Raw genomic sequence first — 15,486 nt, 5'->3', positions numbered from 1 at the left:
GGGCGGGCGGGGCCCAAGGGGGCGGCTCCGCCGGGGGCCGCCCCCTTGCCCACCCGTTCCGCCCCCGGGGGGCGGCCCCGCTGCCCAAGGGGGCTGGGGGGCTGGGGGGAGGGGGGCTGGGGGGTAGGGGGCTGGGGGGTAGGGGGCTGGGGGCGGCAGGGGTCAGTTCTTTGACCTTTCCTTCCACTCCGCTTGGGCTTCGTTCAGTTGCTTGGCGAGGGTGTCGAGGAAGGATTTGGGGGTCATCGAGCCCAGGAGGACCTTTTGGAAGTTGGGTTCGTTGTCGGCTTTGCTGATCTTGTTCCAGTCGGGGAGGTAGTACGGGAGCTGGACCAGCTTGGTGGAGCCGTCGGTGAGGGTCTTGGCGCCGAGGCGGGTCGGTTCGGAGGCGTTGACCCAGGGGTCCTTGGCGGCGTCGGTGTTCGCGGGCATGGCGCCGGCCGACTCGTTCCACATGCTGTTGGACTCGTGGGAGGCGGCGAACTCGATGAACTTCCAGGCGGCCGCCTTGTTCTTGCCGCCCTTGAAGAGGCCGAGGCCGTCGACCGGGTTGGAGACCTGGACCCGGACCCCGTTGTCACCGATCGGCCCCGGGATGCCCGCGAACTTCTCCTCGCCGAGTGCCTTCACGTGGTCGGTGTAGGAGCCGAGGTTGTGGCTCAGCATGCCTATGGTGCCGGTGTCCCACTGGGAGACCATCTTCTTGAAGTCGTTGTTGACGTCGGCCGCGGGGGTCGTCCGCTTGTAGAGGCCGACGTACTTCTCCAGGGCGGCGACGTTCTTCGGATCGTTGACCGTGGTCCTGTCGCCGTTCCAGAAGTCGGTGATGCCGGACTGGCCGTACGCCGCGTCCAGTGCCTGCGCGATGGAGCCCGCGCCGCCCCGGATCGTGTAGCCGAACTTGTTGTTCTTGACGTCGGTCAGCTTCTCGGCGGCCGTGTAGAAGGCCTTCCATGTGGTCGGGGCCTCCAGACCGGCCGCCTTGAACAGGTCGGTGCGGTAGTAGAGGGTGCCGTTGCTCGCGGAGGTCGGGACGGAGTACATCTCGTCGCCGCGGCCGCCCGCCGTCTTGACCGAGTCGACCATGACGGGGACGAGTTTCCCGTTGAGGGAGGGGGAGTTCTTGATGCGCTCGCCGACCGGGTCCAGTGCTTCCTGGGCAACCATGTTGGCGAGGTAGGCGGCGCCCACGCCCCCCACGTCGGGAAGGCCCCCGCCCGCGATGGCGGTGTCGTACTTCGACTGGACGTCCTCGCTCGGTACCGGGACGTACTTCACCTTGATGTCCGGGTTCTTCGCCTCGAACGCCTTGATGATCTCCTGCCAGACGGCTGTGCGGACACCGCCGTTGTTGTCCCAGAAGGTGATCTCGCCCTTGCCCGGGCCCTCTTCGCCGCTGCCGGTGGTACCGCCGTCGCCGCAGGCGGTGGCGGTCAGGGCGAGGAGTACGGCCAGGGACACGGCGGCGGTCGAACGAGCGGCGTTTCTGTGCGTGTTGGCGCTTCTCATGGTGTTCTCTTCCTCTGTGGAGTCGGTTCCTCTGTGGAGTCGGTGGTGTGTCCTCAGGCCGGGCGCGCCGCGGAGGTCCTGTGCGGGGCCCAGCCGTCCGTACCGGCGAGGTAGTCGCCGACCTCGTGGCGGGCGGCGTCGGCCGCGGACATCTGCGGGCGGTCGGGGGTCTCGGCGGCTCCGGGCCCGTACGTCCGGTACTCGGCGAAGCGCGCGTCCTTCCAGGAGAAGCCGCCCATGTCCGTCCACGGGGCCGCCTTGATCGCAGCGGGGAGTTCGGTGTCGCGGATCAGCACCTGGCCGACCGCCTGCGGTTCGCCGCCCGGGTGCCAGGGCCGGCCGAGGTGGAAGGACTGCGCCGGGGCGTCGCTGACGATGCGGCTGCGGTGGATCAGGAAGCCGTACGGGTTGCCCGACCAGGTCGAAGGGGCGGTGATGTAGCCGTTGTTGGTGGTGGATCCGCGGCTGAGTGCCTTGATGAGCGAGCGGTCGACGACGGTGGTGGCCCGGCCGTAGAGGAAGTCGACGTCGCCCTCGATGTACGAGTCGCGGATGTAGACGCGGCTGATGACGTTCAGCTGGGGGCTGTCGGTCATCAGGGTGTCCTGGTTGCCCTTGAAGGCGGTGTCCGTGAGGGTGATGCGGTCGCCGGTCGTCTTCATGGCGAGGGCCTGCTCGCCCTTCAGCTCGACCGCGGCCTCGTCGAAGTCGTTGACGAAGGTGAGGTTGCGGGCGGTGACGTCGGACGCGGCGATGAGGACGGTGGCGCTGCCGCTCGAACCGCCGTACTCCGCCGGGGTGTTGTGCACGATCACGGTCTTCGTGCGGTCGCGGCCCGTGCCGAGGAAGGACAGGCGCGGCTTGTCCGCCGGGACGCGGACCTTCTCGCGGTACGTTCCCGGGGCGATCCGCAGGGTGACGCGCCCGTCGTTACCGGCCGGGACGGCGTCCACGGCGGCCTGCACGGTCGGGTATGCGGCCGGGACGTGCAGCACGGTGTCGGCGCCGATCGAGCGCTGCGGGCCCGAGAAGCGGGTGACCAGCGCGGGGACGGCGGCGGCCGGGTCGAGGCGGTAGGGGTAGAAGGACCTCGGGTCGAAAGCCCTGCCCCAGGCGTCGTGGCGCCCGGTGGTGTTCTTCAGGATCGAGCCGCGCTGCACCAGCTCGGCGGTGGCATCCGCCTGGTAGGGGTGCTGGACGTCCCGGTAGTAGCTGTTCTCGATGACCATTCTGGTCCTGCCGCGCGCCCAGTTGCCGTAGCTCCAGACCGGGTCGCCGTCGGCCACCTGGGCGGAGAGGTAGTTGTTGTAGAGGTGCGCGTACTGGCAGTTGTCGGCGGAGGGGTTGCGCTGCTTCGTGCCGCTGAACCAGTTGTGGTCGATGGTGACCTTGGTGACGACGTTGGGGGTCCAGCCGATGCCGAACGCCTTGTTGTGGTCGTCGAACCTGTTGTACGAGACGGTGATGTAGTCGCTGTCCTTGCGCAGGTCGACCAGGCCGTCACCCATGTGCGTGAAGCGGTTGTGGTCGATCCAGACGTGGTGGACGGAGTCCAGCTGGATGCCGTCGAAGTCGTTCGTCTTGCCGTCCCAGTCACCCTCGACGTAAGCGTCGCGGATGGTCAGGTTACGGATGATGACGTTGTGCGTGCCGGGCTTCAACTGAAGCCCGCCTTCGACCAGTTCGCCGCTCGTACCGACTCCGACGAGGGTCTTGTTCGACGCCACGACGGTCTCCGCGCCGAAGGTCTCGGAGCGGATCGCGGTGGCGATGCGGATGATGTACGGCTCGACGGCGCCCGCGTACTTCGCCAGCTCGGCCCGGGTGCGGACGGTGACGACCTTGCCGCCCTGCCCGCCGGTGGTGCCGCCCGCGAGGGAGGCGAAACCGTGGGCGGCGTCGGACCAGGCGGAGTTTTTCGCGGCCGCGACCGTGCCTGCGGCCTCGGGTGTCGCCACGGGTGCCGCTTCGGCCTCCGCCGCGCCGGGCCCGCCGACCAGAAGGGTGACGGCCGCCGTGAACGCGGTCGCTGCGGCCAGCACTCTCGGCAGCAAGCGCTTACTCGTACGGTATGACATTGCGGCTCCCAACTTTTCAACCGGACAGGTGAGTTGGTTCAGTCGGTACGTGGGGTGATGCGGAAGTCCGTGAACGTCGCCGTGCCCCGCTCCGGCGTCCCTGCCGGTGCGAGCGCGAACAGTCCCAGCAGTGCGCCGACCCACCGCCACGGCTGGGCGGCGAAGACCGGACCCGAGGCCCGCCACCCCGCCCCGGTGTCGGCGTGGAAGCGGCAGCGCGCGCCCGTCGCCACGTCGATGCGCAACCGGACCCGCCCGGTGGGGGCGGGGCGCGGGTGCGCGGCATCGCGCTCGTACTCCGCGACGCTCTCCGCGAAGCGGTGGACGAGGCGGACCGAGCCGTCCTCCCCGCGCTCCAGGCCGATCCAGGAGAACGCGTCCCCGAGGACCGCGAACCCCGCCCGGGCGCCCGGTTCGGTGGCCTCCAGCGCGAGGGTCACCTCGGCCGTGAACGTCTCGTCCGGCAGCCGCTGGGTGAGGACGTGCGGCAGGAGACGCAGGTCGCCGGCGTCGGGTGTGGGTACGCAGGCCAGGAGCAGCCCGTCGCCGCCGTGGGGGTGCGTCCACCCGGGCGCCGGGTTCGCCGTCCAGGACCACTGCGGTCCGTACCGCCCGCCGGGGAAGGTGTCGCCGGTGGCCGGCGAGGTGGCGGGCTGCGGCGGGAGGGCCGGCTTGCGGTGCACGCGTACGGGCTCACCTGCGGCACCGAACTCCGGCCAGCCGTCGTCGCCCGCACCCGACGCGCACGGAGCACCGGGCGCGGGCAGCCCAGCCGACGCGTCCCCCGCCGGTGTCACCTCCCCCGCCGGTGCCACCTCCCCCGTCCCCCACCGCACCGGCTGGAGGTGGACGACCCGCCCGTAGGCGCCCCGCGACTGGAAGTGCAGGAACCAGTCCTCACCCGCCGGGGTGCGGACCCAGCCGCCCTGGTGGGGGCCGTTGATGTCGGTGGTGCCTTGCGCGAGGACGATCCGTTCCTCGTACGGGCCGAAGAAGTCGCTGGAGCGGAAAGCGCCCTGCCAGCCGGTATCCACTCCCCCGGCCGGGGCGAGGATCCAGTACCAGCCGTCGCGGCGGTACAGCTTCGGCCCTTCCAGGGTGAACCAGCCGGGTATCCGGTCCCCGTCCACGATCACCGTGCCCTCGTCGAGCAGGGTGCGGCCGTCGGGGCTCATGCGGTGGCCGGTGAGCCGGTTCTTCACCCCGGAGCGGGATTTGGCCCAGGCGTGCACGAGGTACGCCTCCCCCGTCTCCTCGTCCCAGAGGGGGCAGGCGTCGATCAGGCCCTTGCCCGCCTTGAGGAGGTACGGCGGCGTCCAGGGGCCGTTGATGGAGGGCGAGTTGATCTGCTGGATGCCGTGGTCGGGGTCGCCCCAGAAGATCCAGAACCGGCCGCCCGCGTACCGCAGAGAGGGGGCCCACACGCCCCGGTCGTGGCGGGGTGCGGTGAAGTCCCCGGCCGGTTCGAGTCGGTCGAGGGCGTGTCCGAGCAGGGTCCAGTTGACCAGGTCGCGGGAGTGCAGGAGGGGCAGTCCCGGGGCTCGGCCGAAGCTGGAGGCGGTGAGGTAGAAGTCGTCACCGACGGCGATCACGTCGGGGTCGGAGTAGTCGGCGTGGAGCACCGGGTTGCGGTAGGTGCCGTCGCCGAGGTCTCCGTACCGTACGCGGGGTGTCGCGGTCATGCGTCGTACTCCTCGGGGTTCGGGTACGTACGGGTGCTTGGGCGGCGGGTGCGTGGGCGGCGCGTGCGGGTGCACGGACCGCGAGTGCGGGTGCGTGCGGGTTCGCGGACGGCGCGTGCGAGCACGCGAGCGGCGAAGGCGGGTGCGTGGGCGGGTCATGGCGTCAACCCTTGACCGCGCCCGCGCTGAAGCCCGTGATCAGCCACTTCTGGATGAACGCGAAGACGATGACCACCGGGACGGCGGCCACCACCCCGCCCGCCGCGAGCGCGCCCAGGTCGACGCTGTCCGCGCCCATCAGGGTGTTGAGCCCGACCGGGATCGTCTGCTTGTCCTGTTCGCTGAGGAACATCAGCGCGAAGAGGAAGTGGTTCCAGCTGTGCACGAAGGCGAAGGAACCGACCGCGATCAGGCCGGGCCGCAGCAGCGGCAGCACCACCGCGCAGAACGCCCGGAAGCGCGAGCAGCCGTCGACCCAGGCGGCCTCCTCCAGGCTGACCGGGACGTTCTTGATGAAGCCGCTGATCAGGATGATGGAGAGGGGGAGCTGGAAGACGGTCTCGGCGATGATCACGCTGCCCAGCGAGTTGATCATCTGGAGGTTGCGGAAGATCTCGAAGAGCGGGACGAGCATCAGGGCGCCGGGGATGAACTGGGAGCACAGCAGCGCCAGCATGAAGACGCCCTTGATCCGGAAGTTGAACCGGGCCAGCGCGTAACCGCCGGCGAGGGCGACGAGCGTGGTGGTGACCAGGGTGGCCAGCCCGACGACCATGCTGTTCTGGAAGAACATCCCGAAGCTGCGCTCGGTCCACACCTTCTCGAAGTGCTCGAAGGTGACCGGCCACGGCACGAGCGAGGTCGAGCCGGCCGGGCGGACCGCGAAGAGCAGCATCCAGTAGAAGGGGACCAGGGTGAACAGGAGGTACAGCCCGAGCGGCAGGTAGATCTGCCAGCGGGGCACGTCGTCGAAGGCGCGCTCGCGCTTCGGGGTGCGCGGCGCCCGGGGCGGTACGGGGCTGCCGGTGGTCCGTGGCGGGGTGCGGGTTTCCGTGAGTGCGGCACTCATGTGCGGTCGCCTCCGAACTTGCTCAGGCGCAGATAGACGATCGAGCAGAAGAGGAGGATCACGAACGCGACGGTGGTCAGCGCGGACGCGTAGCCGAAGTCGTGGCCCTCGATGCCGGTGTTGGCGATCATCAGCGGAAGGGTGGTGGTCGTACCGGCCGGGCCGCCGCCGGTGAGCGTGTACAGCAGATCGACGTTGTTGAACTCCCAGACCGCGCGCAGCAGCGTGGACAGGATGATGGCGTCCTTGAGGTGCGGCAGTGTGATGTGCACGAACTGGCGCAACCGGCCGGCGCCGTCGACCGAGGCCGCCTCGTACAGGTCCTTCGGGATGGACTGGAGGTCGGCGAGGATGAGGATCGCGAAGAAGGGGACGCCGCGCCAGAGTTCGGCGAGGACGGCCGCCCAGAAGACGGTGCCGGTGTCGGAGAGGACCGAGGTGCCGTACGAGCCGATGCCGAGGTCGGCGAGATAGCGGCTCATCCCGGTGGACGGGTTGTAGAGCAGCATCCAGATCGTGGTGGTCAGGACGCCGGAGACGGCCCACGGCGAGAAGACCAGGGCGCGGGCGACGGCGCGGCCGACGAAGGTCTGGTTGACCAGGAGCGCCAGGACCAGGCCGAGGGCGAGCTGGAGGCTGACCTGTACGATGACCCATTTGGCGCTGAAGCCGAGGGTGGACCAGAACAGGGGGTCCTCGGTGAAGAGGCGGGTGAAGTTCTCGAAGCCCGCGAAGCCGTTCTTCCAGGGTTTGGTGACGTTGTAGTCCTGGAGGCTGTAGTAGAAGACGCTCAGCACCGGGTACGCGATGAAGCCCAGCATCAGCAGGCCGGCGGGCGCGATCAGCAGGTACGGCAGTCGGCGCGGGGTGGAGCCGGTACGGCGGGGCGGGCGGCGGCCGGGGGGCGGGGCGGCCGGCGGCGGCTTGGCCACGGCGGTGGCTTGGGCCATGACGGGTCTCCGATCGGGGAAGTTCTGGGGGGCGGGGCGGGCGTGCGGGTGTACGGGCAGGAGAGATCACGAACGCTGTTCGAAATGCCGGACACATGAGTCCGGTGAAGTCCGGCGAGGAGGAGCGGAAGGGACGGGAGGGCCGTCTCAGCCCGCGTAGGGCTCCGGTACGTCGCCCTCGGCTGCCAGGAAGGCGAAGTCGCAGCCGGTGTCGGCCTGGGTGATCTGTTCCTGGTACAGCGCGCCGTAGCCACGCCCGTATCGCTGCGGCGGGGCGGTCCACTCGGCCCGACGTTTCGCCAACTCCTCGTCTGATACGCCGAGTTGAAGGGAGCGTGCCTCGACGTCCAGGGTGATCGGGTCGCCGGTGCGCACCAGGGCGAGCGGCCCGCCGACGTAGGACTCCGGGGCGATGTGCAGCACGCACGCGCCGTAGCTCGTACCGCTCATCCTGGCGTCCGAGATCCGTACCATGTCGCGCACTCCCTCCTTCAGGAGGTACGCGGGGATCGGCAGCATCCCGTACTCCGGCATGCCGGGCCCGCCCTTGGGTCCGGCGTTGCGCAGCACCAGGACATGGTCGGCGGTGATACCGAGGGCCGGGTCGTCGATCGTGCGTTGCAGGGTGCGGTAGTCGTCGAAGACGACGGCGGGTCCTGTGTGCTTGAGCAGGCGGGGCTCGGCCGCGATGTGCTTGATGACCGCGCCGTCGGGGCAGAGGTTGCCGCGCAGGACGGCCACTCCGCCCTCGGTGGCGAGGGGGTTCGTGCGCGGGCGGATCACGTCGTCGTTGTGGACGCGTACGCCGTCGAGCTGGGCGCGCAGGGTGGGGTGGGCGACGGTCGGCCGGTCGAGGTGGAGCACGTCGGTGAGCCGGGACAGGAAACCGGGGAGGCCGCCCGCGAAGTGGAAGTCCTCCATGAGGTACCGGCCGCCGGGGCGGAGGTTCGCGAGGACGGGGACCGTGCGGGCGATCCGGTCGAAGTCGTCCAGTGTCAGGGCGACCCGGGAGCGTCCTGCCATCGCGATGAGGTGGATGACGGCGTTGGTGGACCCGCCGAGTGCGAGCACGGCCGCGACGGCGTCCTCGTACGCCTCCCTCGTCAGGAGGGAGGAGAGCCGCAGGTCCCGGTGGACGAGGTCGACGATCCGCAGCCCCGACGCAGCGGCCATCCGGTCGTGGCCGGAGTCGACGGCGGGGATCGAGGAGGCGCCGGGCAAAGTGACGCCCAGGGTCTCGGCGGCGGCGGTGAGCGTGGACGCCGTGCCCATGGTCATGCAGTGGCCGGGGGAACGCGCCAACCCGCTTTCCAGTTCGGCCAGTTCGCAGTCGCCGATGGTCCCGGCGCGCTTCTCGTCCCAGTACTTCCACATGTCGGTGCCCGAGCCGAGCACCTCGTTCCGCCAGTGCCCCGGAAGCATCGGGCCCGCCGGGACGAACACGGTCGGCAGGTCGACCGAGGCCGCCCCCATCAGCAGGGCGGGCGTCGACTTGTCGCAGCCGCCGAGCAGGACCGCACCGTCGACGGGGTACGAGCGCAGCAGCTCCTCCGTCTCCATGGCGAGGAGGTTGCGGTAGAGCATGGGGGTCGGCTTCTGGAAGGTCTCGGAGAGGGTGGCGACGGGGAATTCGAGGGGGAAGCCGCCCGCCTGCCACACTCCGCGCTTGACCGCCTGGGCGCGGTCGCGGAGGTGGACGTGGCAGGGGTTGATGTCCGACCAGGTGTTGAGGACGGCGATGACGGGCTTGCCGAGGTGCTCCTCGGGGAGGTAACCGAGCTGGCGGGTGCGGGCGCGGTGGCTGAACGAGCGCAGTCCTTCGGCTCCGTACCACCGGTGGCTGCGGAGGGTTTCGGGGTCGCGGGCCGGAAGCTCTCCGGTGCCGTACCGCTGGTGGCTGCGGAGGGTTTCCGGGTTACGGGCCGGCGTGCCCGAAGCGCTCTGCCCCTGCGGCTGGTTCATATGTCCCACCCCTCGATGGCGGCCGCGACCTCGACGCGCAGGGAGTCGGGCAGCACCTTGCTCGGGGGGCGGACGTCGTTGCGGCACAGGCCCAGGACGGCGAGGGCTTCCTTGACGACGGTGACGTTGTTGGCGGACTGGTCGGCGGCGCGCAGCTCCTCGAAGGGGCGGACGCGCTCCCAGATCTTCTGCGCGGACTGGTAGTCGCCGGCCCGTAGCGCGTCGCGCAGGGCGAGCGAGACTGCGGGGGCGACGTTGACCAGGCCCGAGGTGAAACCGGTGGCGCCCAGGGCCCAGTACGGGGCCGCGTACAGCTCGGCGAGACCGGCCACCCACACGAAGCGGTCGAGTCCCGCGTCCCTGGCCACCGCCGCGAAACGGGCCGCGTCCGGGACCGCGTACTTCACGCCGATCACATTGGGGCACAGCTCGCCGAGGCGGGCGATGGTCCGCCCTTCGAGGAGCGGATTGCGGAGGTAGGGCACGACGCCCAACTCGGGCACGGCGTCGGCGATTTCGCGGTGGTAGTCGACCCATCCCGCCTGGGACACGTACGGGTGGACGGGCTGGTGCACCATGATCATGCCCGCACCGGCCTCGCGGGCGTGCCGGGCCGCCGCGACGGCCGTCGTCAGGTCGTGCCCGACCCCGGCCAGGACAGCAGCCCCGGTGCCGGTCTCCGCCAGGGTCAGTTCGGTGACCAGGCGGCGCTCGTGCGGGGTGAGCGTGTAGTACTCGCCGGTGTTGCCGCCCGGGGTGACGGTCCGCACGCCCGCGTCGAGCAGTCTGCGCAGCAGGGTGCGGTACGCGGCGGTGTCCACCGACCCGTCGGCGGCGAAGGGGGTGACGGTGATCGCGACGACGTCGGCGAGGGCGGCGCGCTGGGCGGAGTGGTCGAGGGAGGGGTGGGTCATGCGGGTGTGCCCTTCTCGGGGAAGGCCGGGGAGGCCGGGGATCCTGGGGAGCCCGTGGGGGCCGGGTGCGCGGGTGTGTCCGGGACGCGGGGCCGGGGTGCGTCCGTGGCCGCCCGTACGTCCGGGTGCGCGGGCGCGTCCGGGGCCGCCGCAGGGAATGCCCGGTGGACGAACGACGCGATGTGCTCGTGCAGTGCGCGGGCCGCGCCCTCCGCGTCCCCCGCGTGCGCGAGCCGGAGTATCTCCTTGTGCTCGTCGGCCTCGCGCTGCCAGGAAGGGACGGCGTGCCAGGCCACCGTCGACACCAGGGCCGCCTGGTCACGCACCTCGTCGAGCATCCTGGCGAGCAGCGGGTTGCCGCAGTACGCGTACAGGGTGCGGTGGAAGTCCCGGTTGGCGAGGGACCGTTCGGCCTCGTCGGCCGCGTCGTCGGCACGCACCAGCGCTTCGGCGGCCGGGTCCAGGGAGACCCGGCGGGCGACCGTGCGGCGCAGCGCCTCCGGTTCGAGCAGCAGCCGCACGTCGTACACCTCGTGCGCCATGGCGGCGTCGACGGTGCGGACGGTGACGCCCTTGTACTGGCTCATCACGACAAGACCGGTCCCGGCCAGGGTCTTCAACGCCTCCCTGACGGGTGTCTTGGACACCCCGTACCGGGCGGCGAGTTCGGTCTCGACCAGGGCGCTGCCCGGGGGGAACTGCCCGGTGAGGATGGCGTGCTTGATGGCGTCCTGGACGTACTGGGTGCGGGAGGGGATCGGGGCGGGGGCGAAGGCCATGCGCGCTGCTCTCATATCTCGCGTATCGCGTCTCATATATGACGTACGAAGGACGACGCTGTGAAGTTAGGGCGGCCCGTGGGATTCGTCAACGGGTCTGACAAAACTCGGACTTGCTCGCTGCCGGGGGCGGGGGCGGGGGCGGCCCGCCCTCACAGGGGGCGGCTTGCCCTCACAGGCCCCGGCTTGCCCTCACAGGCCCCGGTCGAGCGCGTGCAGGGCGTCGCGCACCGCCGCCAGGTCCGGTCCGGAGGCCAACCCGGCGTGGTAGAGCCGCAGTTCGGTGGCGCCGAGACCGGTGGCGTGCCGGGCGTCCGCGGCCAGGGTGGCCGGGTTGCCGCCCATGCCCGAGACGACGGTGAAGTTGGCGGCGAGGGCGGAGTGCGGTCTGCGGTGCGGGGCGAACGGCGGCAGGACGGTGTCCGCGAGCCCGCCGGTGCAGGGCACCACCGCTCCGTCTGCCACGGACATCAGGTGCGCGGGGTCCACTCCCGGGTTGGCGCCGCTGCGGTGCGGGGCCGGGTCGGCGTGCAGGAGGACCCGGAAGGCGTCGGGGGCGGCCGACCGGACGGCGCGCACCACCGCTTCCTGGAGGGTGCGGGCCGTCCCGGTGCGCCAGGCGAGGGCGGCGGCGGCGAGGGGTTCGGCCAGGGAGCGGGTGGGGTGCCCGGCCCAGAGGGGTTCGAGGGCGTGACGCACTCCTGCAGCCAATTCAGCGGCTTCCAGGCCGTGTTGGCCGTACCCGTCGGCACAGGGGTCGCAGAAGCAGAGCGACATGAGGTACTGCGCGGCGTCGTCCAGCGGTACGCCGCCGGTCTTGTCGTGGGCGTGCAGATGGGCGGCGCCGTACCAGCCGCAGGACTCCAGCTCGGTGCCGGACGCACCCGGCCTGACCGCCGCCTCGGCCGCCAGCGCGGTCAGGTATGCGCGCACTTCGGGGCGGGCGATGCACGGCGCCCAGGGGTAGCGGTCCCCGTAGGCGTTGCGCACCGAGGTGCCGGGGTGCTCGGTGCCCAGGCGGGAGTTGTGGGCGAGGACGGCCCAGCTGTGCACGTCGAGCCCGGCGCCGCGCAGCGCGTCGGCCGCTTCGGCGAAGGCCTCGCCGGGCGCCCACTCCCCCGCCGGGTACGGGCGCAGCGCACGCCCCGCCCAGCGCGCGGGGTCCGGGGCGTACAGCACGGCGGAGTGGTCGGCGGTGACGACGCGGTGGCGCGGATGGCGCGGGGTGAGCGCCCGGGTGGAGTGGTAGGCGGAGGCGAGGGTGACCTGCTGGACACCGAGGTCCGCGATGCGGGCGGGCGCGGCGGGGTCGCCGACCACGTCCCAGGGGTAGAGGAAGACGGAGGTTCTCATGAGTGACTGCGGGCCCTTCTGCGGCTGAACCCGCCCACGGGCGAGGGGGTTCGGGGGGTTGACACACTCTTGCGAAGGAGCATAGAAAGCGCTCTCTGGCATGACCATCCCCGGGCGCCACCCCGCCTGCCCGCAACCCGCCTCCGCCTCTCCTCCCCCCAGCCTCTCCCCCTCCCGCCTCTCCCCTCCCAAGGAGTCACCTCCCATGCCGGCCCCTCGCACCGTCCTGCTCACCGGCGCCGCCGGCGGCCTCGGCACACTGATGCGCGGGCTGCTGCCCGCGTACGGATACCGGCTGCGACTGCTGGACATGCACCCCGTGGAAGGCGAGCCGGACTCGGTCGTCGCGGACCTCTCCGACCCCGGCGACCGGGAAAGACTGCACGAGGCGGTCCGGGGCGTGGACGCGATCGTCCACCTGGCGGGCATCTCGATGGAGGCCCCTTTCGAGAGGGTCCTGCGGGCCAACATCGAGGGCACGTACCACCTGTACGAGGCAGCCAGGGAAGCCGGTGTCCGGCGGATTATCTTCGCCTCCAGCAACCACGCCGTCGGCTTCACCCCGCGCCCCGGAACGGACGGCGAACTGCTCCCCGCATCCGCCCCGCACCGCCCCGACACCTTCTACGGCCTGTCCAAGTGCTTCGGCGAGGACCTGGCCCAGCTGTACTGGGACCTGCACGGCATGGAGACCGTCTCCGTGCGCATCGGCTCGTGCTACCCCGAGCCGACCACGGTCCGGATGCTCTCGCTCTGGCTGAGCCCCGCCGACTGCGCCCGGCTGCTGCACGCCGCGCTCACCGCCGAAGGCGTGGGACACACCGTGGTGTACGGCGCGTCCGCCAACTCCCGCCCGTGGTTCGACCTTTCGGCCGCCCGCGCCCTGGGTTACGTACCCGAGGACGACTCCGAACCGTACGCCGCCGCACTCCTCGCCGAGCACGGCGAGCTGTCCGACGACAACCCGGCGCACACCCGCATCGGCGGACACTTCTGCACCGAGCCGACGCTCTGGCCGCACTGAGGTGCGAACTAACGGTAACTCGCGCACTGGATTAGGTTTCTGACGGATCGTCAGTCAGGGCGGGGCCCGCAGATCTCCTCAAGCCGCGCAGGACGCGAGCGCGGTGCGCAGCTGTTCGTACGTCGGGGCCAGTCGGCGCAGGCCGTCCGCCAGTGTCCGGTCGTCGCCCGTGACCAGGGGGTGCTGGAGGCCGCCGACCAGCCGCGCCTGTCCGGCCGCGAGCGCCGCAGCGTCGTGGTGGCCCAGCTTGCCGAGACAGTGGGCGGCGTCGGCGAGACGGCGGGTGCCGACCCTTACCGAGAAGTGCGCCAGGAATCCGCGTACGCCGTCGTCGAGACCCGCGTCCACCTGGGCGGCCAGGGCCTCCACTCCGGCGGCACCGCCGAGTGTTCCCGGCGGCACGGGCCGCGCACTGTCGCCCGCCAGCCAGCGTCCCGCGGTGGGCAGCGACGCCCGCAGTGCCTCCGGCACGGTGACCGGGCGTTCCGCGGCGAAGCCGGCGCGCATCACAAAGGGGTCGTCGGCGTAGCCCACCGCTTTCGCCTCCCAGGCTGCGGCGAAGTCCCGGACCGGCAGGGTCGCGAAGGGGTGGCCGTGCGGGTCGTGGAAGACCATCGTGTCGCCGCTCACCTCCAGCACCACCACGAAGTGGTCGCCGCCGTCGGCGGTGGGGGTGCCCGGCTGGTGGAGCAGCAGCCCCATGTCGACGGGCCCGGCCAGTACGGGCCCTCGGGCGCAGGCCTCGCGCAGGCGGTCCACCGCCTCCTCGGCGGTCCCGCCGGCCGTACGCGTGCAGCGGACACCGAGGAGGCCGGTGGCCGCGCTCAGCCCGAGGTCCGGGTCCCAGCCGTACGGGTCGAACAGCGGCAGGGTGCCGCCGATCAGCTCGAAGCCGAACGGGGAGCCGGTCAGCACCTCGACGACGGCGGGCGGCGGGGCCTGATCGCCGAGCACCATGGACAGCGAGTTGGCGTAGCAGTAGGGGCCGGATCCGGTGTAGTGCGTCACTGTCGTCCTGTTCCTCTTCGGGCGGGTCCTGCACGGACAGGTCTCGCCACCCAGTGCAGGCCCTGACACGGTGTGATGGTCAAGCCCGGGGCGGCCGACGGGCCCGCCGACCGCCCACGGGACGGGCGGCGGACGGCGGACCCCGCGCCCCCCGTACCCTCTTCCTCGTGTCCGCCTCACCCCTGTACCGCGTCGCCGTCCTCGTGCTCGACGGGGCGAAACCGCTCGACGTCGGCATCCCCGCGCAGGTGTTCACGACGCGCGCGAGCATGCCGTACGAGGTGCGGGTGTGCGGGGCCGCGCCGGGTCCCGTGACCGGTGGCGACGGGCTTTCGTACTACGTCGCCCACGGCCTCGACGCGCTCGCGTGGGCCGACCTCGTCTTCGTTCCCGGCTACCGCAACCCCGACCGCGACGACCCGCCGCAGGCCGTCGTCGACGCGCTGATCGCCGCGCACCGGCGGGGCGCCCGGCTCGCCGCCATCTCAACGGGCGCCTTCGCGCTCGCCGCCACCGGCCTGCTCGACGGCAAACGCGCTACGACGCACTGGCACTACACCCGGGCGCTCGCCGAGAAGCGCCCCCTCGTCCGGGTCGACGAGAACGTGCTGTTCGTCGACGAGGGCAGTGTGCTGACGTCGGCGGGCGCCGCCTCCGGCATCGACCTGTGCCTGCACATCCTGCGCGGCGACCTGGGGGTGGCCGCGTCGAACCACGCGGCGCGGCGCCTGGTGGCGGCCCCGTACCGCAGCGGCGGCCAGGCCCAGTACGTGCCGCGCAGTGTGCCCGAGCCGCTCGGCGAGCGGTTCGCCGCGACCCGGGAGTGGGCGCTGCACCGGCTGGGCGAGCCCCTGACCCTCGAGGTACTCGCCCGGCACGCGGCGGTGTCGCCGCGCACGTTCTCGCGGCGCTTCGCCGAGGACACCGGGTACACGCCGATGCAGTGGGTCATGCGGGCGCGCATCGACGTGGCCCGGGAGCTGCTGGAGCGTTCGCAGCGGGGCATCGAGCAGATCGCCGCCGACGTCGGCCTCGGCACCGGTGCCAATCTGCGGCTGCACTTCCAGCGCATCCTCGACACCACGCCGAGCGAGTACCGGCGCACCTTCGCCCAGGAGCGATAGCCGCCCGCCGCCCCGCGACCGCGTCGGCATGCCA

General features: G+C 71.6%; 11 protein-coding genes and 1 pseudogene. 2 read left to right on the top strand and 10 right to left on the bottom strand.

Features of this window, described 5'->3' with window-relative positions:
- Positions 1–162: 162 nt before the first annotated feature.
- The 9 genes and pseudogenes from ACFWVV_RS10285 to ACFWVV_RS10245 form a co-directional block, all read right to left on the bottom strand.
- Positions 163–1,509, bottom strand: a complete 1,347-nt coding sequence (locus ACFWVV_RS10285; RefSeq protein ID WP_384347984.1) for an ABC transporter substrate-binding protein — start codon at positions 1,507–1,509, stop codon at positions 163–165.
- A gap of 53 nt (positions 1,510–1,562) precedes the next feature.
- The gene (locus ACFWVV_RS10280) at positions 1,563–3,587 is read right to left on the bottom strand and encodes a pectinesterase family protein (protein ID WP_384347987.1); all 2,025 of its coding nucleotides are present in this window, start codon (positions 3,585–3,587) and stop codon (positions 1,563–1,565) included.
- A gap of 38 nt (positions 3,588–3,625) precedes the next feature.
- Positions 3,626–5,269 (bottom strand): family 43 glycosylhydrolase, encoded by a 1,644-nt coding sequence (locus ACFWVV_RS10275; RefSeq protein ID WP_384347990.1) that lies wholly within the window; start codon positions 5,267–5,269, stop codon positions 3,626–3,628.
- Positions 5,270–5,432: 163 nt separating this feature from the next.
- Positions 5,433–6,338 carry a carbohydrate ABC transporter permease gene (locus ACFWVV_RS10270; protein WP_384347993.1) on the bottom strand — a complete coding sequence of 302 codons (906 nt, stop codon included), beginning with the start codon at positions 6,336–6,338 and terminating at the stop codon, positions 5,433–5,435.
- Complete coding sequence (locus tag ACFWVV_RS10265) at positions 6,335–7,288, bottom strand: carbohydrate ABC transporter permease (protein ID WP_384347996.1); 954 nt, start codon at positions 7,286–7,288, stop codon at positions 6,335–6,337. The genes ACFWVV_RS10270 and ACFWVV_RS10265 overlap by 4 nt, the downstream gene beginning before the upstream one ends.
- Before the next feature lie 147 nt (positions 7,289–7,435).
- Positions 7,436–9,250, bottom strand: a complete 1,815-nt coding sequence (gene araD, locus ACFWVV_RS10260) for an L-arabinonate dehydratase (protein WP_384347999.1) — start codon at positions 9,248–9,250, stop codon at positions 7,436–7,438.
- The gene (locus ACFWVV_RS10255; protein ID WP_384348002.1) at positions 9,247–10,164 is read right to left on the bottom strand and encodes a dihydrodipicolinate synthase family protein; all 918 of its coding nucleotides are present in this window, start codon (positions 10,162–10,164) and stop codon (positions 9,247–9,249) included. Before ACFWVV_RS10255 ends, araD begins: the two co-directional genes overlap by 4 nt.
- A gap of 152 nt (positions 10,165–10,316) precedes the next feature.
- Positions 10,317–10,943 (bottom strand): annotated as a pseudogene (locus ACFWVV_RS10250) (GntR family transcriptional regulator); the annotation flags it as partial.
- A gap of 192 nt (positions 10,944–11,135) precedes the next feature.
- Positions 11,136–12,296: a hypothetical protein gene (locus tag ACFWVV_RS10245; protein ID WP_384348005.1), complete on the bottom strand. Its 1,161-nt coding sequence runs from the start codon at positions 12,294–12,296 to the stop codon at positions 11,136–11,138.
- 205 nt (positions 12,297–12,501) lie between these two features.
- Here ACFWVV_RS10245 and ACFWVV_RS10240 point away from each other — a divergent pair, with 205 nt between their 5' ends.
- Complete coding sequence (locus tag ACFWVV_RS10240) at positions 12,502–13,320, top strand: NAD-dependent epimerase/dehydratase family protein (protein ID WP_384348008.1); 819 nt, start codon at positions 12,502–12,504, stop codon at positions 13,318–13,320.
- A 78-nt stretch (positions 13,321–13,398) separates the two neighbouring features.
- On the opposite strand, the gene ACFWVV_RS10235 is transcribed toward ACFWVV_RS10240, so the two are convergent.
- A complete protein-coding gene (locus ACFWVV_RS10235; protein ID WP_384348010.1) occupies positions 13,399–14,328 on the bottom strand; it encodes a hypothetical protein in 930 nt (309 codons plus the stop codon).
- Between the two features lie 167 nt (positions 14,329–14,495).
- Between ACFWVV_RS10235 and ACFWVV_RS10230 the strand changes: the two genes are divergently transcribed.
- Positions 14,496–15,452, top strand: a complete 957-nt coding sequence (locus tag ACFWVV_RS10230) for a GlxA family transcriptional regulator (RefSeq protein ID WP_384348013.1) — start codon at positions 14,496–14,498, stop codon at positions 15,450–15,452.
- Positions 15,453–15,486 lie beyond the last annotated feature (34 nt).

This window comes from Streptomyces sp. NPDC058663 (assembly GCF_042716745.1).
Lineage (GTDB): Bacteria > Actinomycetota > Actinomycetes > Streptomycetales > Streptomycetaceae > Streptomyces.
This window is presented reverse-complemented; position numbering and strand designations above follow the sequence as displayed.